A 26,494-nucleotide genomic window follows, 5' to 3' on the forward strand; every position below is an offset into this window, starting at 1 on the left:
CCGCCGCCTTCCGTGCTTCCTCCCTCTCACCCGGTCAGGGTGAAGGTGTCCTCGGCCTCGTCGCGGAGCGCCGGCTGACCGGGCCGCAGGTGCACGATCGCGTTCCGGGAGAAGGAGCCGGTCCCGGTGGCGCCGGGGGCGATGAGGATGCCGGGGCCCGCCGGGCCGTCGATGGTGTTGCCGTGCAGGCGCACGTGCGAGCGGCTCTTGGTGATGATCAGCCCGGCCCGCAGTGAGCCCTTGATCATGTTGTCGGTGAGGGTGACGTTCGTGTACGCGTCGGGGAAGCGGGACGTCGGGCCGGGCGACTGGATCTCCACGCCGTGCCGGTCGCCGTTCCACCCGCGGCCGCCGATCAGGACGTTGCCGCTCACGGTGGCGGACTCCAGGGGGTGGCCCGAGTCGCCGAACACGCCGATGACCAGCGCGTCGTTGGAGGCGGAGCCGCGTACGAGGTTGTCCCGGCACTGGATGTCCCGGCCGCCGGCGATGCGCATCCCGTTGGCCCACCACGGCGCGATGGCGGTGTTGTGGAGCATCCGGGCGCCGCTCAGTACGGGGTTGTCGCCGTCGGCGCCGGAGTCCGAGTAGACGGCGAAGCCGTCGTCGCCGCTGTTGCGCGCGAAGCTGTTCTCTACGGTGATGTCGTCGCCGCGCCGGTCCGGGTGCGGGACGCCGCCGTTGTTGATGTTGAAGCCGTCCCCGTAGGAGTCCGAGGAGCGGCTGTCGCGGAGCAGACCGCCGGTCCCCGAGAGCCAGTTGGCGTCGGTGTGGCGGTTCCAGATCCGTTCGACGAGCCAGCCGTCCGCGCCGCTCGCGTTGATGCCGTAGTCGGCGCCGCCGGGCCCGGCGATGTCCCGGTAGATCGCGTTGGAGTCGATCTGGATGTCGCTGAGCCGGGTGTGCGAGCCGACGAGGATCTTGGTGCGTTGCGTGGCGGGCAGCGGGGGCCGCCGGTAGATCGTCGTGTACCACATGCCGGCGCCGCGCACCGTCACGCCCGAGAAGTCGAGCGGCTCGGCGCCCGCGAAACTGTTGGTCAGGTAGCGGCCCGGCGGAATCCAGACCGGCCGGCCCGAGGCGCGCGCCGCGTCGACCGTCTTCTGGATGGCGAGGGTCGAGTCCTTCCGGAAGTGCGGGTCCGCGCCTCGCGCGACGACGGAGAGCGCTCCGCGCGGCCGGGCGCGCGGAGCGCCGACGTGTTCCAGGTCCACGGAGTCCACGTCGTAGAAGGCCGCTTTATCGGCGGCGCCCTTCTTGAACGTGAGGGTGCTGCCCGGCGCGAGGGGAGCGCCCTTCACCCACACGGGGAACTCGTTGTAGAAGCGGTAGGGCATTCCGCCCGCGTGGGGGTCGTCGGCGTTGGTGGTGGCGCCCCGGTAGTTCCACGCCTGCTTCGAGCTGATCGTGAGGGACTGCCGGTACTTGCCGTTGACGTACAGGCTCAGCGAGGCGTCGATGCCGCCGCCGTCCGGGGCGTCGGGGATGGAGGCCCGGACGACCAGGGTGTTGGCCGGCTTGCCGGTCCGGTTGACGAGCGACACGGACTGACCGGTGCGATCGAGGCGGGCGTAGGCGTAGCCGGACGCCTCGGCCTCCGGGGTCGCCTTGGTGGGGGGCGGGTCACCGGGCTTGAGGGCGTGCACCCGCGCGTCGCCGCCGAGCTTCCCGGACTCCGCCTCGATGGTCGTGAAGGGCGTACGGGCCCCGGCGTGCGCGGCGGTTCGCGCGGTGTCGGTTCGCGTGGTTGCCGGTCCGGTGGCGGCGTGTGCCGCGGTCCGTCCGGCGGCGTGTGCCGCGGCCGATCCGGTGCCGGGGCCAGGGGGCGCCGCCGCGCCGGCCGCCGGGGGCAGCAGGGCGCAGAGGCCCGCACCCAGTACCACCATGCCGGTCGCCCGGAGAGAGAGCTTTCGCCTTCCGCGTTCCTGCATACCTCGGCCTCTCGCTCGCCTTCGGGGAGGGTGACGTGCTTTCGGGGCGCCTCGGCGGTCATGGAAGTCCAGTCGATCGACTTGGTCAAGGAGTCCGGTACGCCGACTTCCCGGGCGCGCAGGACAGTTGCGCGAAACGCCGAAAGCCCGATTTTCCGCCGGTGAAAGGCCGGACAGGCGTCCCACGAGCGCGCCGCACCAGGACAAGCGGGAGCGGAGCCCGGCCCGCGCCCACACCGAGGGAAAGGCGTCAGCCTGCCGTCGAGCGGTCCGCTTTCCGCCTGTTGCAGAAAAGTCCTTGAGCGGTCCGGACGTCCCGTCCGCCGCGCGGGGCGCGCCTCGCGGTGCGGGGCGGTGCGAGGGAAGGCCGGGCGTTGCGGGGGAAGGCCGGGCGGTGCCGGGCTGAGCCTCGCCGCGCTGGGCGGAGCCGGGCGGACGCTGGGCGGAGCCGGGCGCCTCGCCTCACCCCGCTCCGCCGCGCCGCGCCGCGCCGGGGATCGAGCCGCCCCGCGCTTCCCTGCGGGGCCAGTCCGCGTCTCTCGTGTACGAAGGCCCGGTGCCCACCTCGCCCAATCGTTACCCGCGCGTAACATACCGACCGGTTACCTCCAGTAAGCCGCCCCGGTTACCGTCGGGTCACTTAGCGGTCCTCACCGCGTCGCTCACCCTTCCCGAGAGGTGACCCATGCGCGCCCCCCGCTCCTCCCCCACGCTCGCCGTCCTCGCGGCGGCCCTCCTGCTCACCGGGCCCGCCGCGGCCGGAGCCGTCGCGGCCCCCGCGACCGGCTCACCCGCCGCCACGGCCACCGCCGCGGCCACCGCGCCGACCGTCCGCTTCACCGACATCCCCGGCGACGGCGGCACCGTCCTCAAGGGCAACGTCGTCGCCCCGGCCGACACGAGCCGCGCCTACCCGCTCGTCGTGCTGCCGACGAGCTGGTCCGTGCCGCAGATCGAATACCTCGCGCAGGCGAAGAAGTTCGCCGAGTCGGGGTACGTCGTCGTCACGTACAACTCGCGCGGCTTCCTCCAGTCGGGCGGCGAGATCGAGGTCGGCGGCCCGAAGGACGTCGCGGACGCCTCGGCGGTCATCGACTGGGCCCTCGCCCACACCCCGGCCGACGCGGAGCACATCGGCATGGCCGGCGTCTCGTACGGGGCGGGGATCAGCCTCCTCGCGGCGGGGCACGACCCGCGGATCAAGGCGGTCGCCGCGCTGAGCGGCTGGGGCGACCTGATCGACTCGATCTACAGCGGGCGCACCCAGCACGCGATGGCGGGCGCGCTCCTCGGCGGTCTCGGTTTCCTCACCGGGCGACCGAGCGCCGAGTTCCAGCAGATCCTGAAGGACTTCCTCGGCTCGAACCTGGCCAAGGAGGACGAGATGATCGCCTGGGGGAAGGTCCGCTCCCCCTCGACGTACCTCGACGGCATCAACCGCAACAAGCCGGCCGTCTTCCTCGGCAACGCGTGGGGCGACTCCTTCTTCCCGCCCAACCAGTACGCCGACTTCTTCTCGAAGCTCACGGGCCCCAAGCGCCTGGAGTTCCGGCCGGGCGACCACGCGACGGCGGAGGCGACGGGCCTGCTCGGGCTGCCGAACGATACCTGGACCGACACCCGCCGCTGGCTCGACCACTACCTCAAGGGCGAGGACAACGGGGTGGGGGACGAGGCGCCCGTGCGCATCTCCTCGCGCTCGGGCGGCGGTTACGAGGAGTACGCGAGCTGGCAGGACGTCGGAGGCGGCGCCACGAAGGTGGATCTCGGCGGCAGTCAGCGCATCGCGACCAACCTCGACTCGGGTGCCGACGGCGGTATCGCCCTCCTCTCCAACGCGCTCGACCAGCTCGTCAAGCTGCCTCCGGCCGTCTCGGTGCCGCTCCTGCCGCGCGCCTGGACGGGCGTGTGGCAGTCCCCGGCGTACGGGAGCGAGCGCCACGTCCGGGGCACGACGCGGCTGCACACCACCGTGACACCGACCAAGGCGGACGGCACCTTCGTCGCGTACCTCTACGACGTGGGCCCGCTGGGCGTCGGCAAACTCGTCACCCACGCCCCGTACACCTTCCACGACCGCACTCCGGGGCGGTCCTTCGCCGTCGATCTGAACCTGTACGCGACGGCGTACGACGTTCCGGCGGGCCACAAGCTCGCCCTGGTCGTGGACACGGTCGATCCGCTCTACATCGAGCACAACCCGACCGGCGCGCAGCTGACCTTCTCCTCGCCGGCGGCCGACCCCTCGTATCTGTCGGTACCGCTGCGCGAACAGTGATCCCCGGCTGCCGCCGGACGGGTCACACCACCCTCTGCGTCCCCCGTCCTCAGTGGGCGGGGGGCGCGGTGTTCTGGAGCGGGGCGCCGGGGCCCGGCTCCGGTGTCGTGGCCGCGTCGGCCTTGGGATCGCGCCGCTCCCGCCGCGCGAGCAAGTGCGCCAGCCAGGACAGCACCATGCACATCCCGATGTAGAGGGGCGCGATGACCATCACCACAGGGATGAACGGCAGGTCGTAGTCGAGGTTGGACGCGATCAGTTTCCCGGCATGGAGGAACTCCTCATACGTGATCAGGTATCCGAGCGAGGTGTCCTTGAGCGCCACGACCAGCTGGCTGATGATCGAGGGCAGCATGGCGCGGACCGCCTGCGGGATCAGGATGTACGCCATGACCTGCGTCTTGCGCATCCCGAGCGCGTACGCCGCCTCCCGCTGGCCGCGGTCGACGGACGCGATCCCCGAGCGGAACACCTCGGCGAGCACCGAGCCGTTGTAGAGCGTGAGCCCGGTGACGAGGGCGGGCAGGGGCTGAACCTTCAGCGCGATGAAGACGAAAAAGATCATCACGAGGACCGGCATCGCCCGGAAGAACTCCACCAGCGCGGTCGCGGGCCAGCGCACGGGGCGGTGCTCGGACAGGCGTCCCACCGCGAGCAGGGTGCCGAGCGCGAGGGCGAGCACCGCCGAGATCGCGAAGGCTTTCAGCGTGTTGCCGAGCCCGCGCAGCAGTAGCTCCTGGATGCCGACGTACTCGAAGGGGGTCCATTTGGCCGCCGTGAACTGGTCGGTGTCGAAGAGCAGGTAGAGGAGCCAGCCGAGGAGGGCGAGGATCACCGCGGTCGCGGCCACGCCGTACAGCGCGTGCCTGCGGCGGGTGCGCGGCCCCGGGATGTCGTAGAGGGCGCTGGCCCCGCGGTCGCCGTGGAGCGAGAGGACGGACTTCATCGCGACACCCCCCAGCGGTGTTCGAGGTAGTTGAACAGGGCGCTGATGGCGAGGGTCAGGAGGAGATAGCCGACGGCGATCCAGACGAAGACCCACACGATGTCGAAGCCGAGTTCGTTGAGTGTCTTGTACGTGCCGAGCAGTTCGGTGACGCTGAAGGCGCCGGCGATCGCCGAGTTCTTCGCGAGGGCGATCAACTGCGAGCCCACGGGCGGGATCACGGAGCGGAACGCCTGCGGCAGGATCACCGCCGTCAGTGTCTGGCCGAAGCTCATGCCGAGCGAACGGGCCGCCTCCCCTTGCCCCTTGGGCACGGTGTTGATGCCCGAGCGGAGTGCTTCGCAGATGAACGCCGAGGTGTAGCAGCCGAGCGCGAGCACCGCGAAGAGCTGGAAGGGCAGGACGAGCCCGAAGCGCGGCAGTCCGAGCAGCACGGCGAAGAAGAGCAGCGTGAGCGGGGTGTTGCGCAGCACCGTCACCCATGCCGTGCCGAAGACGCGCAGGCTGCCGACCGGGGCGACCCGGAAGGAGGCCATGACGAAGCCGAGGACGAGGGCGAGCAGCGAGGCGTAGACGGTGAGTTCGAGCGTGCCGAGGAAACCCTTCCCGTAGGTGGAGAAGTTCTGGGTCAGTACGTCCATGGGCGGTCCGGGGGTGTTTTCCGCAGGGTGCGCCGCGCCGGGTGCTGGGGCAGGCGCCTGGTTCAGGAGGCCGGGTAGCGGTCGATCGGTGGTGGCTTCGGCGCGGGGACTCCGGAGAGGCCGAGCGTCGCGTCGTACGCCTTCTTCCAGGTGCCGTCGCGCTCCCCGGAGGCGAGGATGCCGTCGATCGCGAGGCGCAGGGCGTTGTCCTCCCGGGGCACACCGATGCCGTACGGCTCCTCGGAGAAGGGCTTGCCGACCACCTTCAGCTCCTCGGGCACCTTCGCCGCGTATCCGAGGAGGATCGAGTCGTCGGTCGTGACGGCGTCGACCTGGTACGTGAGCAGGTTGTCGACACAGATGGAGTACGTGTCGTACGAGACGAGGTCGGCCTTCGGGTAGTCGTGCTGGATGCGCTGGTACGGGGTCGATCCGGCCGCCGAGCACACGCGCTTGCCGTCGAGGTCGGCCGGGCCCTTGATGCCGTCCTCGTCCTTGCGCTCGAGCAGGCCCTGACCGGCCAGGTAGTACGGGCCCGCGAAGCCGACGAGCTTCTTGCGGTTGTCGTTGATCGTGTACGTGCCGACGTAGTAGTCGATCTGGCCGTTCTGGAGCGAGGTCTCGCGGTTGGCGGAGGCGATGGTGCGGAAGCTGATCCGGTTCGCGGGAAAACCGAGCCCGGCGGCGACCATCTTCGCGATCTCGATGTCGAAGCCGGTGTACCTGCCGCTCGCCGGGTCCTTCTCTCCCAGGTACGGCTGGTCCTCCTTGGCGCCGACGACGAGCCGCCCACGCGCCTTGGCCTTGCGCCACGTCGCCGACGCGGGCAGCCGGAAACCGGAGTCCACCCGGTAGCGCGGCAGCTCGGCGGCACTGGGCCCCTTCGCGGGCGGACTGCCCTCCTTGCCGCAGGCGCCGGCGAGGAGACAGAGGACCAGCGCGAGGAGGAGCGCGGCGGGGCGGGAGCGGGGGCGGCGGCGGGCAGGGGGGTGGGGGTGTCGGTGGGGCTTGCGGGGGTTGGCGGGGCGGGGGCCATGGTGCGGCTCGCTGGGGTGGCCGGACTGGCTCGGGTGGGGGCGCCGGCTCAGGTGGCTGGGCTCGTTCGCGTGGCTGGGCTCGTCCGTGCAGTGGTGCCCGCGCGGCTGGGGGGACTCGTTCCCGCGGCGGAACTCGTCGCTGCGGCGGGACTCGTTCCCGCGGAGGGGCTTGCTCGGCCGGCGCGGCTCGTCGCTGGGGTGGCCGGGGTCCGGGGTGGTGGTCACAGTAGGGCTCCTCTCCGCTCAGTGCTTGAGGATCTTGGAGAGGAAGTCCTTGGCGCGCTCGCTCTCCGGGGCGGTGAAGAACTCCTCGGGCGTGCGGTCCTCCACGATGCGGCCACCGTCCATGAAGACGACGCGATCGGCGGCGGAGCGGGCGAAGCCCATCTCGTGCGTGACGACGACCATCGTCATGCCTGATTCGGCGAGTTGTTTCATGACGTCGAGGACCTCGTTGATCATCTCGGGGTCGAGCGCGGAGGTCGGCTCGTCGAAGAGCAGGGCCTTCGGGTCCATCGCGAGGGCCCGCGCGATCGCGACGCGCTGCTGCTGGCCGCCGGAGAGCTGGGCGGGGTACTTGTCGGCCTGCGCGGCGAGCCCGACGCGGTCGAGGAGTTCGCGCGAACGCAGGTCGGCCTCCTCGCGCTTGCGGCGGCGGACCTTGACCTGAGCGAGCGAGACGTTCTGGAGGACGGTCTTGTGCGCGAAGAGGTTGAACGACTGGAAGACCATGCCGACCTCGGTCCGCAGCCGGGCGAGGCCGCGCCCCTCGTCGGGCAGCGGCTCCCCGTCGAGCAGGATGGAGCCGGACTGGACGGTCTCCAGCCGGTTGACCGTGCGGCAGAGGGTGGACTTGCCGGACCCGGAGGGCCCGATCACGACCACCACCTCCCCGCGACGCACGGTGAGCGAGACGTCTTGAAGTACGTGCAACTGCCCGTAGTACTTGTTGATGTCACGCAGTTCGATCAGTGGCTCGACGGCCATCGGCAAGAGACCAGCCCATCCGTAGCGGTATCGGTCCGGGCAAACTACCCACCCGGCTACGGGGCTTGACCGGCGACACGCACATGCGGGCATTAACCGTATTTGCGACCATGCCTGTGGATATCCCCTCGCGATCGGGGGGGGAAGGCCCCCAGGGCCTTTGAGGCGCCCGGGACTTCACCCCTTCGAGGGCGGGCCGGAAAACAGTCACGAAAACGGCTCACCTCAACGAGTGAGCCGGGAAAGAATTTCAGGGAGTTGTCCACAGATGCGGCGGGATGGCGGGTGAGGGGTGGCGGGGTGCGAAAGACTGGTGTTGGGGTCGCCCCCCAGGGAGGGTGGGGGCTGCCCTGATGCTGCTCGCGAAGGCAGACCAGGGGGCTGATCCCAGCGGGTGTCCTGAGACTGCCCTCGCACACAGCCGAAGGGCTCGCCCTGACGGCTGACGGCTGACGGCTGACGGCTGACGGCTGACGGCTGACGGCTGACGGCTGACGGCTGACGGCTGACGGCTGACGGCTGACGGCTGACGGCTGACGGCTGACGGCTGACGGCTGACGGCTGACGGCTGACGGCTGACGGCTGACGGCTGACGGCTGACGGCGAAGGGTGCCGGGCCGTGAGAGCCGCCCAGGAGGAACCACCATGGGCGCCTGATCCCGAAGCGACTGCCAAAGGGTGCCCGCCCCGCAAGAGGCCATCGCAGGAGACCGCGACGAATGTCAGCCTTGAGGAGCCCTTACGAGCTGGTGCGTGATTGCGGTTGGGGAGGGATCGCGCGAGGGTGGGATGATCCAGTCCGTGGTGATCACGGTCGACCGGAACGTTCTCGCGCATCAGCTGTTCACCGGTGTCTCCCGGCAGCATCTGGCTTGCCTGGTCGAGGAGTTGGCTGGCCCGTGGCAGGCCATGATTGAGGGGCGTCGTCACGAGGCTCGCGGCGGGGCCAGGAAACGTGAGGCGGGGGCCGGTGCCCGGCATCGGCTGGTGTTCGTCGACCGGCTGGTCGTCACGCTGATTCACCTGCGGCACGATCTCCCGCACTCCGTCCTGGCCCTGTTGTCCGGTGTCGACCGTTCCACCGTTACCCGCGCGGTCGGAGAGATGCGCGGGCTCCTGGCCGAACGCGGATGCGCGGTCCCTGACCGTCCTGGCCTGCGGCTTCGGACCCTGGCGGATGTGTTCGCCTACGCCCAGGCCGAGGGCATCGAGCTGCGGCTGGATGCCACCGAGATCCAGGTCCGCCGGCCCGCGGCCGGCCGCGGCGGACGCCGGGCGTTCGTCTCGGGCAAGAAGAAGCAGAACACGATGAAGGCCACTGTCGTTGCCGACCATCAGGGCCGCACTCTCTGGACCGACGCCCTGCGGCCAGGCCGGATGCACGATGCGACCGCCACACGCAACGAAGGTATCGGAACCTGTTTCCAGCACTTCCCGGACGTGGAAGTGCTTCTGGACGACGGCTACCTCGGTCTCCGGCGTGATCACCCCGGCCAGGCGATCACACCGCCCAGAAAACCAAACAAGATCGCTTTGCCGAACGTGCACGCCGCCAGAGAAGAGGCCCGGCACCGACACTCATCGAAGCGCATCACCGTCGAGCACGCGCTTGCCGACCACAAACGCTGGAAACAGCCGACCCGCTGGACGCACCGGCGAGAGGCCCTGCCCGACACCTACCGGGCCATCGCCGGCCTCGTCTCCGACCGAACCGCCAACGCGTAACCACGCCCCTGATCAGGCAAACACGCCTCAACCGCAATCACGCACCAGTTCGTTACGAGCTGGTGCGTGATTGCGGTTGGGGAGGGATCGCGCGAGGGTGGGATGATCCAGTCCGTGGTGATCACGGTCGACCGGAACGTTCTCGCGCATCAGCTGTTCACCGGTGTCTCCCGGCAGCATCTGGCTTGCCTGGTCGAGGAGTTGGCTGGCCCGTGGCAGGCCATGATTGAGGGGCGTCGTCACGAGGCTCGCGGCGGGGCCAGGAAACGTGAGGCGGGGGCCGGTGCCCGGCATCGGCTGGTGTTCGTCGACCGGCTGGTCGTCACGCTGATTCACCTGCGGCACGATCTCCCGCACTCCGTCCTGGCCCTGTTGTCCGGTGTCGACCGTTCCACCGTTACCCGCGCGGTCGGAGAGATGCGCGGGCTCCTGGCCGAACGCGGATGCGCGGTCCCTGACCGTCCTGGCCTGCGGCTTCGGACCCTGGCGGATGTGTTCGCCTACGCCCAGGCCGAGGGCATCGAGCTGCGGCTGGATGCCACCGAGATCCAGGTCCGCCGGCCCGCGGCCGGCCGCGGCGGACGCCGGGCGTTCGTCTCGGGCAAGAAGAAGCAGAACACGATGAAGGCCACTGTCGTTGCCGACCATCAGGGCCGCACTCTCTGGACCGACGCCCTGCGGCCAGGCCGGATGCACGATGCGACCGCCACACGCAACGAAGGTATCGGAACCTGTTTCCAGCACTTCCCGGACGTGGAAGTGCTTCTGGACGACGGCTACCTCGGTCTCCGGCGTGATCACCCCGGCCAGGCGATCACACCGCCCAGAAAACCAAACAAGATCGCTTTGCCGAACGTGCACGCCGCCAGAGAAGAGGCCCGGCACCGACACTCATCGAAGCGCATGGGCCTTGACCCTGGAGTTTGAACACGTCTATGCGGCTCGGGCCAGGGTAGTTGAGGTTGGGTGGACGGTGATCTCGTAGGTGATCGGGGCTCGCTGGCCGAGCCGGGAATGACGGCGTCGGGTGTTGTAGCGGGACAGCCAGTGGAAGGCGTCGAGTCGTGCCTCGCGCTCGCTTGACCAGCCCTTTCGGCCCTTCAACGTCTCCCTTTTAAAGCTGGCGTTGAACGATTCGGCGGCGGCGTTGTCCGCGCTGGACCCGACGGCGCTCATGCTCTGCAGGACACCGGCCCGGCGGCAGGCGTCCGCGAAGGCCCCGCTGGTGTACTGGGCTCCGTGATCGGTGTGCATGATCGCCCCGTTCAGACTGCCGCGGGTCCGTTCCGCGGCGGCGAGGGCGTCGATGACGAGCTCGGTGCGCATGTGGTCGGCGATCGCCCAGCCTGCCAGGCGGCGCGAGCACAGGTCGATCACTGTCGCGAGATAGCAGAACCGTCCGCCGCCGACGCTCAAGTAGGTGATGTCACCGACGTACTTGGTGTTGATCTCCTTCGCGGTGAAGTCGCGGCCGATCAGGTCCGGGGCCTTCGCGGTGGCCGGGTCGGCGATGGTGGTGCGGTGCCGGCGCCGCAGACGGACCCCTTCGAGGCCGATGGTCCGCATGATCCTGGCAACGCGCTTGTGGTTGACCGCCTGGCCGCCCTCGTCGCGGAGCTCGGCAGTGATCCTCGGGACTCCGTAGGTGCCGTCGGACTCCTTGTGGGCCTTGCGTATCCGGGCCGCGAGCCGGTCGTCAGCGGCCTGACGGGCCATGCGAGCCGGGGCGGTGCGACGCCAGTAATAGAAACTCGAGCGGGCGATCCCGAGAATGTCGCAGAGCCGCTTCACGCCGTATCGGCGCTGGTGATCCTCAACGAACTGGCAGCGGTTCACCAGCGCGTCTCCGTCGCGAAATACCGGGCCGCCTTGCGGAGGATGTCGCGTTCTTCCTCCAGCTCGCGGATCCTCTTGCGCGCGGCGGCCAGCTCCGCCTGAACCGGGTCACCGGCAGGCTGCGGTGCCGTTGCGGGGGCGGAATGGGCACCGGCGCGGCGTCCGTCGGCGGCCCGGATCCAGTTCCGCAGCGTCTCGGTGTTCACTCCGAGATCGGCGGCGACCGACTTGATCGTCGCTCCCGGACGCGACCGGTACAACGCGACCGCGTCCGCCTTGAACTCGGCGGGGTAATGCTTCATCCCCACAGGGACTCCGTTCTCCTGGACCATCAAGATCCAAGTCTCTCCGGTGTCCAAACTCCAGGGTCAGGGCCCCATCACCGTCGAGCACGCGCTTGCCGACCACAAACGCTGGAAACAGCTGACCCGCTGGACGCACCGGCGAGAGGCCCTGCCCGACACCTACCGGGCCATCGCCGGCCTCGTCTCCGACCGAACCGCCAACGCGTAACCACGCCCCTGATCAGGCAAACACGCCTCAACCGCAATCACGCACCAGTTCGTTACGAGTTGGTGCGTGATAGCGGGTGAGGTGTCGTGCCACGTGGATGGCATGATCCCGCTGTGGCGATCATGGTCAATCGGGTGGTGCTGGCGCATCGACTGTTCACGGGGCTCTCCCGGCGTCATCTTGCGTGCTTGGTCGAAGAGTTGGCCGAGCCGTGGCAGGCCGGGGTCGAGGGTCGCCGCCATGCTGTGCGAGGCGGGGCCCGCAAGCGGGCCGAAGGCGCCGGCGCCCGCCATCAGCTGGTGTTCGTCGACCGGTTGGTGGCCACACTCATCCACCTGCGGCACGACCTGCCGCACTCGGTGCTGGGGCTGCTGTCAGGTGTCGACCGATCCACGGTCACCCGGGCGATCGGAGAGGTGCGCACGCTCTTGGCGGAGCGGGGGTGCGCGGTTCCCGACCGTCCCGGCCTGCGGCTTCGGACTCCGGCGGATGTGTTTGCCTACGCCCAGGCCGAAGGTGTCGAGCTGCGTCTGGACGCCACCGAGATCCAGGTCCGCCGGCCACCGGCCGGCCGCGGCGGCCGGCGCGCATTCGTCTCGGGCAAGAAGAAGCAGAACACGATGAAGGCCACCGTGATCGCCGGCTGGCGGGGCCGCACGTTATGGACCGATGCCCTACGACCTGGGCGTATGCACGACGCCACCGCCGCCCGCGACGAAGGCATCGCCATCTGCTTCCAGCACTTCCCCGACGTCGAGGTCCTGTTGGACGACGGCTACCTGGGGCTGAGCCGCGACCATCGCGGGCAGGCGATCACGCCGCCGAGAAAACCCCGGCCGGGAGCACTGCCCGACAGAGTCGAACAACGGGGACGCGACCGCCACGGCCACTCGTCCGACCGCATCACCGTCGAACACGCCCTCGCTGATCACAAACGCTGGAAGCAACTGACCCGCTGGACACATCGCCGCGACCGCCTGCCCGACACCTACCGCGCCATCGCCGGCCTCGTCTCCGACCGCAACACCAGCATCTGAAAACGGCCGTGAGCAGGGCAAACACACCTCACCCGCTATCACGCACCAACTCGTTACGAACTGGTGCGTGATTGCGGTTGAGGCGTGTTTGCCTGATCAGGGGCGTGGTTACGCGTTGGCGGTTCGGTCGGAGACGAGGCCGGCGATGGCCCGGTAGGTGTCGGGCAGGGCCTCTCGCCGGTGCGTCCAGCGGGTCAGCTGTTTCCAGCGTTTGTGGTCGGCAAGCGCGTGCTCGACGGTGATGCGCTTCGATGAGTGTCGGTGCCGGGCCTCTTCTCTGGCGGCGTGCACGTGCGGCAAAGCGATCTTGTTTGGTTTTCTGGGCGGTGTGATCGCCTGGCCGGGGTGATCACGCCGGAGACCGAGGTAGCCGTCGTCCAGAAGCACTTCCACGTCCGGGAAGTGCTGGAAACAGGTTCCGATACCTTCGTTGCGTGTGGCGGTCGCATCGTGCATCCGGCCTGGCCGCAGGGCGTCGGTCCAGAGAGTGCGGCCCTGATGGTCGGCAACGACAGTGGCCTTCATCGTGTTCTGCTTCTTCTTGCCCGAGACGAACGCCCGGCGTCCGCCGCGGCCGGCTGCGGGCCGGCGGACCTGGATCTCGGTGGCATCCAGCCGCAGCTCGATGCCCTCGGCCTGGGCGTAGGCGAACACATCCGCCAGGGTCCGAAGCCGCAGGCCAGGACGGTCAGGGACCGCGCATCCGCGTTCGGCCAGGAGCCCGCGCATCTCTCCGACCGCGCGGGTAACGGTGGAACGGTCGACACCGGACAACAGGGCCAGGACGGAGTGCGGGAGATCGTGCCGCAGGTGAATCAGCGTGACGACCAGCCGGTCGACGAACACCAGCCGATGCCGGGCACCGGCCCCCGCCTCACGTTTCCTGGCCCCGCCGCGAGCCTCGTGACGACGCCCCTCAATCATGGCCTGCCACGGGCCAGCCAACTCCTCGACCAGGCAAGCCAGATGCTGCCGGGAGACACCGGTGAACAGCTGATGCGCGAGAACGTTCCGGTCGACCGTGATCACCACGGACTGGATCATCCCACCCTCGCGCGATCCCTCCCCAACCGCAATCACGCACCAGCTCGTTACTGATCGTTTCAGAATGAGTTCGGCGCGAGGGCTTGGCGATCAGTTCTGGTGGCGGCAGAGTGGTGCGGGTGTCGGATGATCTTGTGCCTGATGACCTGTGGGAACGTATCGCTCCGCTGCTGCCGCCCCGACCTCCGCGGCGCCACCGGTATCCCGGACGCCTGCCCGCAGACGATGGCGCCGCCCTGCGAGGCATCGTGTACGTGCTGCGCAAGAACGTGAGCTGGAGGGACGTGCTCGCCGAGCGGACCGGCTGCGGCGGGGTGACGGCCTGGCGGCGGCTGCGGGACTGGACCGAGGCCGGCGTCTGGCCCCGCCTGCGCGAAGTCCTCCTGGCCGGACTGCGCAAGGCCGGCCTGCTGGACATGGACGACCGCGCGATCGACGGCTCGCACATCAGGGCGTTGAAAGGGGGGCTCACACCGGACCTTCGCCGGTCGACCGTGCCCGGCCGGGCAGCAAGCACCACCTGATCGCCGACCGGCATGGAACACCCCTCGCCGTCACCCTGACCGGCGGAAACCGGCACGACGTCACCCGGCTGACACCGTTGCTGGAGGCGATACCCCGCGTCCGCGGCCTGGTCGGACGGCCGCGGCACCGGCCGGGCCGGCTGTTCGCCGACCGCGGCTACGACTACGACAAGTACCGCCGCCTCCCGCGGGCTCGGGGCATCAAACCGATGATCGCCCGTCGAGGTGTTCCGCATGGCTCGGGCCTGGGCAAGACGCGCTGGGTCGTGGAGCGGACTTTCGCCTGGCTCCACCAGTTCAAACGCCTCCGCATCCGCTACGAGATACGCGCCGACCTCCACCTCGGCCTGCTCCAACTCGCCTGCAGCATCATCTGCTTGAGACGACTCCGAACCTCATTCTGAAGCGACCAGTAAAGCGGTGCGTAAGCGGCGGCCCTACGAAAGAGGCGCCCCAACACGCACAGCCGACCCGCGGCACCACCGGCCAGCAGCACGACGGCCGGAGCGCGCACGCCAGGGCGCACACACGCCGGACGCACAGCCCGCTACCCCCTCGCAATGCGTGCCGGCGGAACCTCACGCACCACGACCGCCCCGAGGCCGCACAGAACGCCCATACCTCCCCCGCCCCCCCTTCCGCCCCCGCCTCGCCCCTCCCCCGCACAGCTCGCCCGCCCCCTCACACCTCCCCCTCACACCTCCAAGTCCACCACCACCGGCGCGTGGTCCGACGCGCCCTTGCCCTTGCGCTCTTCGCGGTCCACGTAGGCGCCCTTCGCGGCGGTGCGGAAGGCGGCGTTGGCGTAGACGAGGTCGATGCGCATTCCGCGGTTCTTGGGGAAGGCGAGCTGGCGGTAGTCCCAGTAGGTGTAGGGGCGGTCGTACTTGAGGGGGCGCGGGACGAGATCCCCGAGGCCGGTGGCGCGCAGCTTCGCGAGGGCCTCGCGCTCGGGCGGGGTGACGTGGGTGAGCCCCTCGAAGACGGCGGGGTCGTAGACGTCCTCGTCGCCCGGGGCGACGTTGTAGTCGCCCAGGACGGCGAAGGGGCGCGCGCCCGCCGCGTCGTCGGCGACGGCGGTGCGCAGGGCCTCCAGCCACTCCAGCTTGTAGGCGTAGTGCGGGTGGCCGACCTCGCGCCCGTTGGGCACGTAGACCGACCAGACGCGGACCGGGCCGCACGTGGCGCCGAGCGCGCGGGGTTCCATGACGCCGTCGTAGGCGGGCTGGCCGGGCAGTCCGCTCACGACGTCGTCGAGCCCGGCGCGGGAGATGACGGCGACACCGTTCCACCGGCCCGTGGCGTTCACGGCGGATTCGTATCCCGCCTCGCGCAGTGCCTCGGTGGGGAAGCCCTCGGCGGTGGTCTTGGTCTCCTGGACGCACAGCACGTCGGTGCCGCTCGACTCCAGCCAGGCGAGCAGCCGCGGCAGCCGGGCGGTGATCGAGTTCACGTTCCACGTCGCGATACGCATGTCGACCAACCTACCGGCCGCCTCGGACAACGCCGCTCAGCCCGGTCCGAGCGGGGGGTGTGCCCTCGTAAACGCTCAGACCGTGAGCCGCGTGCCCGGGGCCACGCGGTGGTGCTCCGCGCCGCCGAGGGCGCCGATCTGGCCCTCGTAGACGGGTGTCGCGAGGTCGGTCAGGAGGGCGTCGTGGACGTCGTAGGCGCGTCGCGGGGCGAGCTCGCGGACGTAGTCGATGATCTCGGAGATCTTGCTCCAGGGGGCCATGACCGGCAGGAGCAGGGTCTCGACGGGGCGCTCGGGGACGGTGAGGGCGTCGCCGGGGTGGAAGACGGTCCCGTTGACGAAGAAACCGATGTTGGTGATGCGCGGGATGTCGGGGTGGATGACGGCGTGGAGTTCGCCGTGCACCTCGACGGGGAGGCCGGCGGCTTCGAAGGTGTCGCCGTGCCCGACGGTGTGGACGCGTCCGGGGAAGGCGGCGGAGAGCTGTTCGGCGACGGCGCGCAGGGTCCAGAGCTCGGTGGCGGGGTTCGCCTCCAGGGCGGCGGAGAGCTTGGCTCCGTCGAAGTGGTCGGGGTGTTCGTGGGTGACGAGGAGGGCGTCGGCCCCGGCGGCGGCGTCGGGTTCGCTGAAGGCGCCCGGGTCGATGACGAGGGTGCGGCCCTCGTGCTCCAGGCGGACGCAGGCGTGGGTCTTCTTGATCAGCTCCATGCGCCCCATCCTCGCGCACCCGGTGCGGGCGGGGGGGGCCGGGGGGCGCCGCGTGGTGCCGTGCCGGCTACTCGCGCGGGCTCGTCTCCTCCCGTACGACCTCGCGTGCGATCTGGAAGGCGCGTTCGGCGGTGGCGAGTCCGCAGTGCACGCCGATCTGGAGCAGCGCCTCCTTGATCTCGGCGGGCGTGAGGCCGCCGCGCAGCGCCCCGCGCACGTGGACGGCGAACTGGTCGAAGTGCCCGGCGGCGGCGAGCGCGCCGAGGGCGACGCAGGAGCGGTGGCGGCGGTCGAGTCCGGGGCGCTGCCAGACCTCGCCCCAGGCGTAGCGGGTGAGGAGGTCCTCGAAGTCCTCGGTGAAGGCGTCGGTGGCGGCGAGCGCGGTGTCCACGTGCGCGTCGCCGAGCACTTCGCGGCGCAGTCGCAGTCCGGCGGCGCGTGTGTCGGCGTCCTCGCCGGTCGCCGTGTCGGCGTCGCCGCGGTACGGGGCGATCGCGGGGTGCGGGGCGGCGGGCGGCGGCGCGGCGGCCGGAACGGCGGCGACGGGCAGGGCGGCCTGCGGCGACCAGCTCGTGGAGAAGTGCCGTACGAGCAAGTCCGTTACGGCGGAGGGCTGTTCGACGGGAGCGAGGTGGGCGGCGCCGGGGACGAGGGCGAGGCGCGCGTCGCTGATCCCGGCGACGAGGGTACGGGCCTGGGCGGGCCCGGCGAGGGCGTCCTCGGCGCCGACGACGACGAGCGTGGGGGTGGCGACGCGGTCGAGGGCGGTGCTGGTGTCGAAGGTCGCGAGGGCTTCGCAGGCGGCGATGTAGCAGCCGGGGTCGGTGGTGCGCACCATCTGCACGGCCCAGTCGGTGATGGCGGGCTGCGCGGCGGCGAAGCCGGGGGTGAACCAGCGCTCGGGCGAGGTGCGGGCCACGGGGTCGAGTCCGTTCGTGCGGACGACGACGCCGCGCTGGCGGTGTTCGTCGGCCGTACCGAAGCGGGGCGCGGTGGCGACGAGCGCGAGCGAGGCGAGGCGCTGGGGGTGGCGGAGGGCCAGATCGATGCCGATGGCGCCGCCGAAGGCGCAGCCCGCGTAGCCGAAGTGGCTTATCCCGGCGCTCTCCAGTGTGTGCACGAGCCGGTCGGTGAGCGTTCCGACCGAGTCGGCCGGATAGGCCGCGGCGCCACCGTGCCCGGGGAGGTCGAACCGGAGGACGCGCCACTGCCGGCTCAGCTCGGGCACCTGCCGGTCCCACATGTGCCATGTGGTACCGAGGGCCGGTCCGAGGACGAGCACGGGGGCGTGTTCTGGCCCGTCGAGGCGGTATTGCAAGGGGTTCGGTGATATTTCGCTCACCCGGCCGACCCTCTCATCTGTCACGAACAGTCACGGCGCCGGGTGGTCCTTCTTGTGTGGCACGGCAAGAGGAACCAGATACCAACCGAACGGCCGTCCGCTCACGGCTCCCGCCTTCCAGCCGGTACTCCGCGCGACACGTCTACTCCGCCTCGGCGATCCCGTAGAGACCGTCCCACGTGGCGGCGGCAGCGCGAAGGTCCTCCACCTCCGGCTTCACGTACCACTTCTTGGTGGTCCTCACGCTCGTGTGCCCAGCCCATCGCGCGAGGATATGGTCCGGTACGCCATTGTTCGCAAGGTAGGTGAGACACGAGGCCGGGCATCGTAGAGACGAACCCGCCGGAGCTCCAGGAGCTCCAGGAGCCGGTACGCCCGCCGACGCAGCCGCTTGATGGTAAACGCCTCACCGGTCTCGTGCACCACGACGTAGCCGCTGTCGGTGTACGCCTCGTCCAAGGCTGCCCTCTCCCGAGCCTGCGCTGCCTCCGAAGACTTCAGGGCCGCAAGGACAGGGCGAGGCAGCGGAAGCACCCGCTCACCGGCCAGGGACTTGGTGTCCTTTTCTACGACGTACCGGTTGCCCATCATCGTGCGCGTCTTCGCGATGACAACCGTGGCCCGGTCGAGGTCGATGTCCATCCACCGAAGGCCGCAGACCTCTGCTGGGCGAAGGCCCATGGGGGAGAGCAGGAGCGCGGCATACAGACGGTCTTCCTTGATCCCCTGTATGAACATCTGCACTTCTTCGGGGTTCCACGGCGTCAGCGTTTCCTTCCGCTTACGTTCCTCTTTGCGAGCCTTGCGCGGGATGACCACATACTCCGCCACGTTGACAGCCATCAGCCGACGAGTCACAGCTCGCCCGAGAGCCTCCTTCAGCCGAGCAAGACTCATGTCCACGCTGGTCACGGAGAGCGGGGTCCCTGCCTTCCCGCCGCGCACCCGCCCATGCCGCAAAGCCCAATGCATCCACGCTTCCACGTCCTGCTCCGTGAGAGCCTGGAGGGGGATTCGGCCGAGCTTCCCCCGCACCCGGTCCAAGGTGATCCGCTATTGATCAGAAACTCATGGGGTTCGTTCGTCGAGGGTGTAGCGGACGTGCGGGGCTTTGAAGTAGCCGGTGATGATGTGGGGTTGGCGTTGTCGGCGGTGGAAGAACCTGCGGGTCTCGGCGGCGAGTTCGGTCCGGTTCCTGGCCCGGTGGGTGTGGGGCAGGCTGCGTTTGAGGTCGGCGTTGACGAGCTCGTCCGGGTTGAGTTCGGGTGAGTACGAGGGCAGGAAGTGCAGTTCGATCTCGTCCTGGTGGTCGGCGAGCCAGGCCCGGACGGTCTTCGAGCGGTGGGCCGAGTGCCGGTCCACGATCAGGTGGACCTTCCGGTCGAAGTGACCGACGACGCGGGCGAGGAAGCGGCACATGACCGTCGCGTCGAACGACTCGGTGAAGACCATGAAGTGCATCCGGCCCTTGGTGCTGATCGCGGACATCGCGTTCACGGAGAACCGGTTCCCGGTGCGGCGGACCACCGGTGTCTTCCCCTTCATGCCCCAGGTGCGGCCTGTGACCTGGTCCGAGCGGATCCCGACCTGGTCGGCGAACAGGATCTCGCCGTCATCGGCCTTCGCCCGGGCGTGGATCGCCGGCCAGGTCTCCTCGTGCCACGTGCGGACCGCTTCCGGATCCCGCTCGACGGCCCGCTTGTCGGGCCGCTGGAAGGTCAGTCCCCAGCGCTTGAGGTACTTGCCGACCCCGGGACCGGTGAAGCGGACTCCGTACAGATTGAAGATCAGCCGGCCTATCTGCCCCCGCGTCCACAGCTGACCCGAAAGCCCCAGGCCGGACGGCGTGTGATCGAGAACGGCCTGCCGCACGGCGGCCTGCTCGGCCTCGGACAGAACCTGATGCTCACCCGCGCGCCGGCCCCGAGGCCGGGACAACAACGCGTCCCGCCCGCCGGCCCGCCACCTCGCCCACCAGTTGTCCACGGCCCTGACCGACACCCTGAACAGAGCGGCGACCTCCACCCGGTCCCGGCCCTCCACCAACGCCGACACCGCCAGCAACCGCACAGCCTCCTGCGCGTCCGGCGACCAACTCCGCGCATCCCCCACCACATCACTCACACGCCATCAACGAGCCTGCACCCAAAGCGTTTCGGATCAATATGCCAGGGATCTCGCCGAACTCATCGAGCACCTGGAGCTCCAGGACATCGTTCCGGTGGGCCATTCGACCGGGGGCGGCGAAATCGTCCGTTACGCCGCGCAGCACGGTGCCGGGCGCGTGTCCAAGATCGTCACCGCTGGAGCGGTTCCCCCGCTGATGGTCAAGTCCGAGAGCAGTCCGGAAGGCACTCCCCTCGAAGTGTTCGACGGGATTCGCGGCGGCCTGCTGGCTGATCGCTCGCAGTTCTACAAGGACCTCGCCGTCAGCTTCTTCGGCGCGAACCGGGAGGGTTCGGCCGTCTCCCAGGGCGCGATCGACAATTTCTGGCGCCAGGGGATGCTGGCCGGGCTGGTCCCCGCGTACGACTGCGTCAAGGCGTTCAGCGAGACCGACCAGACCGATGATCTCCGCGCGCTCGATGTGCCCGTGTTCATCGCGCACGGCGGTGACGACCAGATCGTGCCGATCGCGGCGGCGGCCGAGAAGTCCGTCAAGCTCGTGAAGGACGGCACGCTCGAAGTCTACCCCGGAGCGCCGCACGGGATCTACGGAGCCTACGAGACGGAACTGATCTCCGACATCCTCGCGTTCATCAAGGGCTGAGGCGCGGCGTCGGCGGGCGGCGGTCCCCCAGGGAGCCGCCGCCCGGCGACGTGATGCCGCACAGCCCGTTCCGGCGCGAAAAGTGAAGACGCCGGTCACGGCGCGGTAGTGAACGGATGAGGGAAGAGGACCTGTTGGCACGCGAACTTCATGCCGTTGTCGCCGGCGGATCGATCGGCGGGCTGGCCGCCGCGCTCGCCTTGCGTGGCATCGGTGCCCGGGTCCCGGTGTTCGAGCGGTCCGCCGGACGCATCCAGGCCCGGGGCGCGGGCGTGGTGATGCAGCCCGAGGTGGAATACCTCCTGGAGCGGCTCGGCTCCTCGGCGGCCGCGGTGAGCGTGCCGCTTCGGCGGCGGCAGAGAATCGACCGCCAGGGAAAGATCCGCGCGTACGACGCTCCCCAACTCATGACGTCGTGGGACGCGTTGTACCGGGTCCTGCACCACGCGCTCCCCGCCGACACCTACCACCCGGGAAGCAAGCTCGTGGAGACGGCCGAGGAAGGCGATTCCGTGGTGTCGCGCTTCGCGGACGGTCGTGCGGTCACCTGTGACCTCGTGATCGGCGCGGACGGCATCGGGTCCGCCGCGCGGGTCTCCGCGGGCATTCCCGGAGCGGCGAGGTACGCGGGATACGTCGCGTGGCGGGGGCTGGAACCCGAATCCTCGATTTCGGAACGTGTCCTTCTCACGCTTCGTGACGCGTTCACGATGTACGCGGTGGCGGGACTCCAGTTCCTGACCTACCTCGTCCCCGGACCGAACGGGGAGACGGAGCCGGGACGGCGCCGGGTGAACTGGGTGTGGTACATGAACGTCACGCCCGAAACGCTCCCGCACGCGCTGGCCAGTCGCGACGGGACCCGGTACCGGACGCTCCTCCCTCCTGGGCAGCTCCTCCGGACGACCCGGCTGTCCCTGCTGGAATCCGCTCGGCAGCACCTGCCGACGGTGCTGGCGGACCTCGTGGGCGCGTCGAACGTGTTCATGCAACCCGTCCACGACCTTCCGCTGACCCGGATGCGCGCGGGACGCGTCGCGCTGTTGGGCGATGCCGCCGGGACGGTGCGCCCTCACACGGCCTCCGGGACCTCGAAAGCCGTCGGCGACGCGCTCTCGCTCGCCCACGCCTTGAAGGACTGGGATCCCGCTACCCCGCTGCCGGTCGAGCAACTGGGCGTCTGGGAGCGCGAACGAGGCCGTCACCTGCGGACCGTGGCCGCCGCGGGAACCCAGCTCGCGGAAAGATCCGCACTCGGAATCCCTCATGCGCCGCAATTCCTCAAGGATCTCTGACCGATAGGTCTGACCGACAGATCCGGGGGCGGTGCGGACGGGTCATCGCCCCTCTGTACGTCAGTACGTCAGTACGTCAGTACGTCAGTGAGCCTTTTCAACTTGACCCCACAATGGTGAGGGTCCGACTGTCGTTGACAGCCGATCAACCTGCGCGATCGCGCTCAGCGCGGCCCACCCTTCGCGTCGGCCCGTCACCCGTCCGGTGCCCACTCTGAAAAGGCTCAGTATGTCTGCGCCTCTGCCGGTTCCGGGTACGGCCCGCCCTGCCGCTCCTCCGCCCTGGCGCTCCTCCGCCGTGGCGGTCGTGGCCCGATGGCACGGTGATCGTGGCGCGGCGGCCGGGTTCCGGGCCGAGCGTCCACGTGGCCGATACCGCCCCCTGCCCCTTCGCGGCGGACGGGCGACACCTCGCGCAGGACTCCCCCAGCGCCCCGTGGACGCCCACCCCGGCGCCCCCGCTCCCCCACCGGCCCACCCCGCGACAAGGTCTGCCTGCCCCCGACGTGCCGAGCCGGTGCGCCCCCGCTCCCCCACCCGCCCGCGCCCGCCCCCGCAGTGCCCAGCCGGTGCGCCGCCGCACGTCGGCCCGGCTGCCGGCAGGTGCGCCGTGACGTCCACGGAGCTCGGGGACGCGTCACGCGGTCTTGGTGAAGTCGCCACGTCAGCGGCGGCGCGATGTGTCAGAACCGGCCATGGCGGCAACCGTGCCGAACGCCGTTCAATTGGACACCGCTCAGGAAGGCACCCACATGAAAAGACTCCGTCTCGATGCGACCGACATCGCCCGTATCGCGGTGTTCGCGGCCGTCGTCGCGGCGCTCGGGCTCCCCGGCGGGTTCTCCGTGCTCGGTGCCGTCCCGATCACGGCGCAGACGCTCGGCGTGATGCTCGCCGGGGCGGTGCTCGGGGCGTGGCGCGGCATGGTGGCGATGCTCGTCCTGCTCGCCCTCGTCGCGATCGGCCTCCTCTCCTCTCCGGTGGCCGCGGCGGCGTCGGGGTGTTCGTCGGTCCGAGCGCCGGCTACCTGATCGGGTGGGTCGCCGGCGCGTTCGTCATCGGTCTCGTCGTGCACGCGGGCGGCGGCAAGCCGCGCGGGTGGCGGACAGCGCTCGGTGTCCTCGTCGGCGGCATCGGTGTCGTCTACGCGTTCGGCATCCCCGTGCAGGCGCTGGTGACGCGGCTGCCGCTCGGCAAGACGTTCCTGCAAAGCCTCGTCTTCCTGCCGGGCGACCTCATCAAGGCCGCGCTCGCGACGGTCGTCACGACGAACCTGGCTCGCGCGTACCCGAGGGCGTTCCGGAACGCGGGGTGGGCCCGCCACCGGGACGTGGTGCCGGGCGAGCCGCCTCGCGCGAGCGCGGAGGACCGGCCGGGTACCGGCCGGATCGTCCCCCTGCGCGGGGGACCCAAGCCGCGCTGGCGCGTCGCGCCGTCGCCGAACGTACCGCGGGCGGCATCCCGCCACCGGGGACGACCGCTGGAGCGAGTCCGTCTGGGCAGCGGTGACCGCGTGTGCCGCCGCGTCCCGCCCGCGACCGGACCAGGCGTGGGCGACGCTCACTTCCGGCAGCACCGGGGAACCGCGCGTCGTGCTGCGGACGGCCGCGTCGTGGGAGTCCTCCTTCGCGTCGGTCGGTAAGCTGCTCGGCGTGCGGCAGGGCGATGTCCTCGGTCTGTCCGCGCCTCCGGCCTCCTCGCTTTCCCTCTTCTCCGTCGCACACGCCGCCCACGCCGGTCTCGCCCTCTCCTTCCCCCGCGCGCACGCTCGCGGCCGGCGACCTCCGCGACGCGACGCTCTTCCACGGCACCCCGGGCGGCCTGCGCACCCTGCTCCACGGCGGTCCGCCGCCGCGACTGCGCGCGGCGCTGATCGGCGGCGCGGCCCTCGCGCCCTCGCTGCGCGCGGAGGCCGAGGCGCGGGGCATCCGCGTCATCGCGTACTACGGTGCCGCCGAGCTGTCGTTCGTGGCGGTGGACGACGGCGAGGGCGACCGTCCGGGGCTCCGCGCCTTTCCTGGCGTCGCGCTCGACGTACGCGACGACGTCGTCCTCTGGGTCCGCTCGCCGTTCGTCGCCAGCGAGTACCCGGGCCTCCGGGACCGTTGCGGCGGGACGGCGCGTGGGCGACCGTCGGAGACCGGGCGCGGCTGGACGAGGGGCGGCTCACGCTCCTGGGCCGCGCCGACGACGCGATCCTCACCGCCGGGGCGACCGTCGTCCCGGCGGATGTCGAGGAAGCGGTGCGGGAGCTGGACGGGGTCGCCGACGCGGTCGTGTTCGGGGTGCCGCACGCGGGGGTCGGTGAGCTGGTGACGGTGGTCGTCGAGCCGGCACCGGGCGCGCGGCTGACCCGTGCCGGGCTGCGGACGGCCTGTGCGGCGGTGCTCGCGCCGTCGCATCTGCCGCGGCGCTGGTTCGTCATGGACGCGCTTCCGCGCACCGTGACGGGCAAGCCCTCGCGCGCCGAGCTGATCCGCGCGGTGCGAGCGGGGGAGGTGGCCGGTTTTGCGAACTGACCGCACCGCCCACGACGTCCCGGTGGTCGTGGCCGCCCGGCGCACCCCCCTCGCGACCCGCGGCCGTGCGCTCGCGGCCCTGACGGTGGAGCAGCTCGCCGTGCCGGTCGTGCGCGCCGTCCACGAGGACGCGACGACGCTGCTCGGCGCCGCCCCGGAGGTCGCGGACGTCGTCCTCGGCAACTGCATGGGCCCCGGCGGCAACCCGGCACGCGTCGCCGCCCTCGGCAGCGGCCTCGGGACCGCCGTGCCGGGGCTCACGGTCGACCGCCAGTGCGGCAACGGTCTCGCGGCGGTCGTCGAGGCGGCGATCGCGATCAGCGCGGGTGACGCGCGCCCCCGCGTCGCGGGAGGCGTCGAGAGCGCCTCGACCGCGCCCGTCCGCTCGTTCGACGGCGTCGCGTACGCCCGCGCGCCGTTCACACCGGCCGACTGGCACGATCCGGACATGCCGCGCGCGGCGCAGGACCTCGCCTGGCACGACGGCATCACCCGCGCCCGCCAGGACGCCTACGCCGCGCGGAGCACCCACCGTGCGGCGAGCGCGGTCGCGGCCGGCCGCTTCGACGCGGAGCTGGTCCCCCTTCCCGGGGCGGAGCGGCGGCACGAGGTCGCCAAGGCCCGTTCGGCCGCCTTCCTCCGCCGGTTCCCTCCGCTGTTCGCGGGGGGGGAAAACGCTCACCGCGGGCAACGCGTGCCGGGTGAGCGACGGGGCCGCCGGGGTCCTGCTCGTGCCGGGCGGGGCGCACCGCGGGACCGCGCCGGGCCTGGCGGCGCGCGCGCACGCCGTGGTCGGCTGCGATCCGGCGCTCCCGGGCATCGGGGCCGCCCCCGCCATCACGGCGGCGCTCGACCGTGCGGGCCTCGGCCGCGCCGACGTCGCGGCGTTCGAGATCGTGGAGGCATTCGCCGCGCAGACCCTCGCGGTACTCGATCGTCTCGGGATCGGTGAGGACGACGAACGGGTGTGTGCCGACGGCGGTGCGCTCGCCCTCGGTCATCCGTGGGGCGCGAGCGGCGCGGTCGCCGTCGTGCGCCTGTTCTCTCGGCTCGTCCGCGGTGGGGCCGCGGCGGGCGGGATCAGCGTGGCGGCGGCGTCGGTCGGCGGCGGGCTCGGCGTGGCCGCGGTGTTCGAGGTCGTGCGATGACCCCGGACGCCGTGCCCCCCGACACCGGACCGCCGTACCGGCCGGCGCCCGGTCATCGAGCTCGACCACGTCTCGTGCCGGCTCGGTGACACCCTCGCCCTCGAAGACGTCGGTCTGCGCCTCGACGCCTCGCGCGTCGCGGTGATCGGGTCGAACGGTTCCGGAAAGTCCACCCTGGCGCGCCTCGTCGGTGGCCTGACGAAGCCGTCGGCGGGTCGCGTGCACGTGCACGGAGTCGACGCGGCCGAGGAGACCAAGGCGCTTCGGCGGCTCGTCAGCATCGTCTTCAGCAACCCGGACGCGCAGATCGTGATGCCGACCGTGGCCGAGGACGTCGCCTTCTCGCTGCGGGGGACGAAGCTGACGAAGCCGGAGATCGCCGCGCGGGTCGCGGCGGCGCTCGACGCCTTCGGCCTCGGCGCGCTGGCCGACCGGTCGGCGCACGAGCTGTCCGGAGGGCAGAAGCAGCTCCTCGCGCTGTGCGGTGCGCTCGTCCGCCGTCCGGCGCTGCTGATCGCGGACGAGCCGACCGCCTACCTCGACGCCCGCAACAGCCGGGCGGTGGCCGAGCACCTCCTGCGCCCGGAGGGCGACCACCAGCTCGTGCTCGTCACGCACGACCTCGAACTCGCCGCGCGCTGCGACACCGCTGTCCTCTTCGAAGGCGGCCGGGTCGTCGCCGTGGGGCAGCCCGAGGGCGTCATCGACACCTACCGTGTGAGCCTGCGATCGTGACGAG

The 26,494-nt window shown here is 70.8% G+C and carries 23 protein-coding genes and 3 pseudogenes; 14 read left to right on the forward strand and 12 right to left on the reverse strand.

What is annotated here, in order from left to right:
- Positions 1 to 26 precede the first annotated feature (26 nt).
- Positions 27 to 1,886, reverse strand: coding sequence for a glycosyl hydrolase family 28-related protein (locus SSBG_RS03395; RefSeq protein WP_106429297.1), 1,860 nt, complete (start codon positions 1,884 to 1,886; stop codon positions 27 to 29).
- 730 nt (positions 1,887 to 2,616) lie between these two features.
- Here SSBG_RS03395 and SSBG_RS03400 point away from each other — a divergent pair.
- Positions 2,617 to 4,209 (forward strand): alpha/beta fold hydrolase, encoded by a 1,593-nt coding sequence (locus SSBG_RS03400; protein ID WP_008744829.1) that lies wholly within the window; start codon positions 2,617 to 2,619, stop codon positions 4,207 to 4,209.
- A gap of 49 nt (positions 4,210 to 4,258) precedes the next feature.
- Here SSBG_RS03400 and SSBG_RS03405 read toward each other — a convergent pair whose 3' ends face one another.
- The 4 genes from SSBG_RS03405 to SSBG_RS03420 form a co-directional block, all read right to left on the reverse strand.
- On the reverse strand, positions 4,259 to 5,155 hold the full coding sequence (locus SSBG_RS03405; RefSeq protein ID WP_008744830.1) for an amino acid ABC transporter permease: 897 nt from the start codon (positions 5,153 to 5,155) through the stop codon (positions 4,259 to 4,261).
- Complete coding sequence (locus tag SSBG_RS03410) at positions 5,152 to 5,796, reverse strand: amino acid ABC transporter permease (protein ID WP_008744831.1); 645 nt, start codon at positions 5,794 to 5,796, stop codon at positions 5,152 to 5,154. The genes SSBG_RS03405 and SSBG_RS03410 overlap by 4 nt, the downstream gene beginning before the upstream one ends.
- Before the next feature lie 62 nt (positions 5,797 to 5,858).
- Positions 5,859 to 6,734, reverse strand: a complete 876-nt coding sequence (locus tag SSBG_RS03415; RefSeq protein ID WP_008744832.1) for a glutamate ABC transporter substrate-binding protein — start codon at positions 6,732 to 6,734, stop codon at positions 5,859 to 5,861.
- Positions 6,735 to 7,076: 342 nt separating this feature from the next.
- Positions 7,077 to 7,820 carry an amino acid ABC transporter ATP-binding protein gene (locus SSBG_RS03420; protein WP_037868844.1) on the reverse strand — a complete coding sequence of 248 codons (744 nt, stop codon included), beginning with the start codon at positions 7,818 to 7,820 and terminating at the stop codon, positions 7,077 to 7,079.
- Positions 7,821 to 8,609: 789 nt separating this feature from the next.
- Between SSBG_RS03420 and SSBG_RS03425 the strand changes: the two genes are divergently transcribed.
- Entirely contained in the window at positions 8,610 to 9,545 is a 936-nt protein-coding gene (locus tag SSBG_RS03425; RefSeq protein WP_008744834.1) for a transposase family protein, read from the forward strand.
- A gap of 102 nt (positions 9,546 to 9,647) precedes the next feature.
- The gene (locus tag SSBG_RS03430) at positions 9,648 to 10,472 is read left to right on the forward strand and encodes a transposase family protein (protein WP_008744835.1); all 825 of its coding nucleotides are present in this window, start codon (positions 9,648 to 9,650) and stop codon (positions 10,470 to 10,472) included.
- Between the two features lie 6 nt (positions 10,473 to 10,478).
- Here the strand turns inward: SSBG_RS03430 and SSBG_RS03435 are convergent.
- A protein-coding gene (locus SSBG_RS03435; protein ID WP_086023026.1) for an IS3 family transposase occupies positions 10,479 to 11,689 on the reverse strand; the annotation gives its coding sequence in 2 pieces (ribosomal slippage) (positions 10,479 to 11,398 and positions 11,398 to 11,689; 1,212 coding nt in all).
- Positions 11,690 to 11,732: 43 nt separating this feature from the next.
- Between SSBG_RS03435 and SSBG_RS33045 the strand changes: the two genes are divergently transcribed.
- Positions 11,733 to 11,894, forward strand: a complete 162-nt coding sequence (locus SSBG_RS33045) for a hypothetical protein (protein WP_008744836.1) — start codon at positions 11,733 to 11,735, stop codon at positions 11,892 to 11,894.
- 122 nt (positions 11,895 to 12,016) lie between these two features.
- Complete coding sequence (locus tag SSBG_RS03445) at positions 12,017 to 12,931, forward strand: transposase family protein (RefSeq protein WP_008744837.1); 915 nt, start codon at positions 12,017 to 12,019, stop codon at positions 12,929 to 12,931.
- 108 nt (positions 12,932 to 13,039) lie between these two features.
- Here the strand turns inward: SSBG_RS03445 and SSBG_RS03450 are convergent, their stop codons facing one another.
- Positions 13,040 to 13,975, reverse strand: a complete 936-nt coding sequence (locus SSBG_RS03450) for a transposase family protein (RefSeq protein WP_008744639.1) — start codon at positions 13,973 to 13,975, stop codon at positions 13,040 to 13,042.
- A 119-nt stretch (positions 13,976 to 14,094) separates the two neighbouring features.
- On the opposite strand from SSBG_RS03450, the gene SSBG_RS30630 reads away from it, so the two are divergent.
- Positions 14,095 to 14,903 (forward strand): IS5 family transposase gene (locus SSBG_RS30630; RefSeq protein WP_086023088.1). Its coding sequence is split into 2 segments (ribosomal slippage): positions 14,095 to 14,434 and positions 14,434 to 14,903, totalling 810 coding nucleotides; the frame shifts between segments, so codons are not numbered across the junction.
- A gap of 290 nt (positions 14,904 to 15,193) precedes the next feature.
- Here the strand turns inward: SSBG_RS30630 and SSBG_RS03465 are convergent.
- From SSBG_RS03465 to SSBG_RS03485, 5 genes are all read right to left on the reverse strand, one after another.
- A complete protein-coding gene (locus SSBG_RS03465; protein WP_037868850.1) occupies positions 15,194 to 15,973 on the reverse strand; it encodes an exodeoxyribonuclease III in 780 nt (259 codons plus the stop codon).
- A 75-nt stretch (positions 15,974 to 16,048) separates the two neighbouring features.
- Positions 16,049 to 16,690 (reverse strand): MBL fold metallo-hydrolase, encoded by a 642-nt coding sequence (locus tag SSBG_RS03470; protein ID WP_008744840.1) that lies wholly within the window; start codon positions 16,688 to 16,690, stop codon positions 16,049 to 16,051.
- 58 nt (positions 16,691 to 16,748) lie between these two features.
- A complete protein-coding gene (locus SSBG_RS03475) occupies positions 16,749 to 18,023 on the reverse strand; it encodes an alpha/beta fold hydrolase (protein WP_037868851.1) in 1,275 nt (424 codons plus the stop codon).
- A gap of 240 nt (positions 18,024 to 18,263) precedes the next feature.
- Entirely contained in the window at positions 18,264 to 18,935 is a 672-nt protein-coding gene (locus SSBG_RS03480) for a tyrosine-type recombinase/integrase (protein WP_234010334.1), read from the reverse strand.
- Positions 18,936 to 19,091: 156 nt separating this feature from the next.
- Positions 19,092 to 20,093, reverse strand: a complete 1,002-nt coding sequence (locus SSBG_RS03485) for an IS630 family transposase (protein WP_324603487.1) — start codon at positions 20,091 to 20,093, stop codon at positions 19,092 to 19,094.
- Here SSBG_RS03485 and SSBG_RS03490 point away from each other — a divergent pair.
- From SSBG_RS03490 to SSBG_RS03515, 8 genes and pseudogenes are all read left to right on the forward strand, one after another.
- Positions 20,002 to 20,793: an alpha/beta fold hydrolase gene (locus tag SSBG_RS03490; protein WP_008744844.1), complete on the forward strand. Its 792-nt coding sequence runs from the start codon at positions 20,002 to 20,004 to the stop codon at positions 20,791 to 20,793. The genes SSBG_RS03485 and SSBG_RS03490 overlap by 92 nt on opposite strands.
- Before the next feature lie 116 nt (positions 20,794 to 20,909).
- A complete protein-coding gene (locus SSBG_RS03495) occupies positions 20,910 to 22,088 on the forward strand; it encodes an FAD-dependent monooxygenase (RefSeq protein WP_050776716.1) in 1,179 nt (392 codons plus the stop codon).
- Positions 22,089 to 22,975: 887 nt separating this feature from the next.
- Positions 22,976 to 23,730 (forward strand): annotated as a pseudogene (locus SSBG_RS30635) (biotin transporter BioY).
- Between the two features lie 23 nt (positions 23,731 to 23,753).
- Positions 23,754 to 24,164 (forward strand): annotated as a pseudogene (locus SSBG_RS35995) (AMP-binding protein); the annotation flags it as partial.
- 29 nt (positions 24,165 to 24,193) lie between these two features.
- The gene (locus tag SSBG_RS33055; protein WP_050776717.1) at positions 24,194 to 24,607 is read left to right on the forward strand and encodes an AMP-binding enzyme; all 414 of its coding nucleotides are present in this window, start codon (positions 24,194 to 24,196) and stop codon (positions 24,605 to 24,607) included.
- Between the two features lie 28 nt (positions 24,608 to 24,635).
- Positions 24,636 to 25,202, forward strand: a pseudogene (locus SSBG_RS36000) (acetyl-CoA C-acyltransferase); the annotation flags it as partial.
- Between the two features lie 106 nt (positions 25,203 to 25,308).
- Positions 25,309 to 25,755 (forward strand): hypothetical protein, encoded by a 447-nt coding sequence (locus SSBG_RS34170; RefSeq protein WP_234010335.1) that lies wholly within the window; start codon positions 25,309 to 25,311, stop codon positions 25,753 to 25,755.
- Between the two features lie 114 nt (positions 25,756 to 25,869).
- Positions 25,870 to 26,490 (forward strand): energy-coupling factor ABC transporter ATP-binding protein, encoded by a 621-nt coding sequence (locus SSBG_RS03515; RefSeq protein WP_267880278.1) that lies wholly within the window; start codon positions 25,870 to 25,872, stop codon positions 26,488 to 26,490.
- Positions 26,491 to 26,494 lie beyond the last annotated feature (4 nt).

The sequence above is a fragment of the Streptomyces sp. SPB074 genome (assembly GCF_000154905.1).
Classification (GTDB): domain Bacteria; phylum Actinomycetota; class Actinomycetes; order Streptomycetales; family Streptomycetaceae; genus Streptomyces.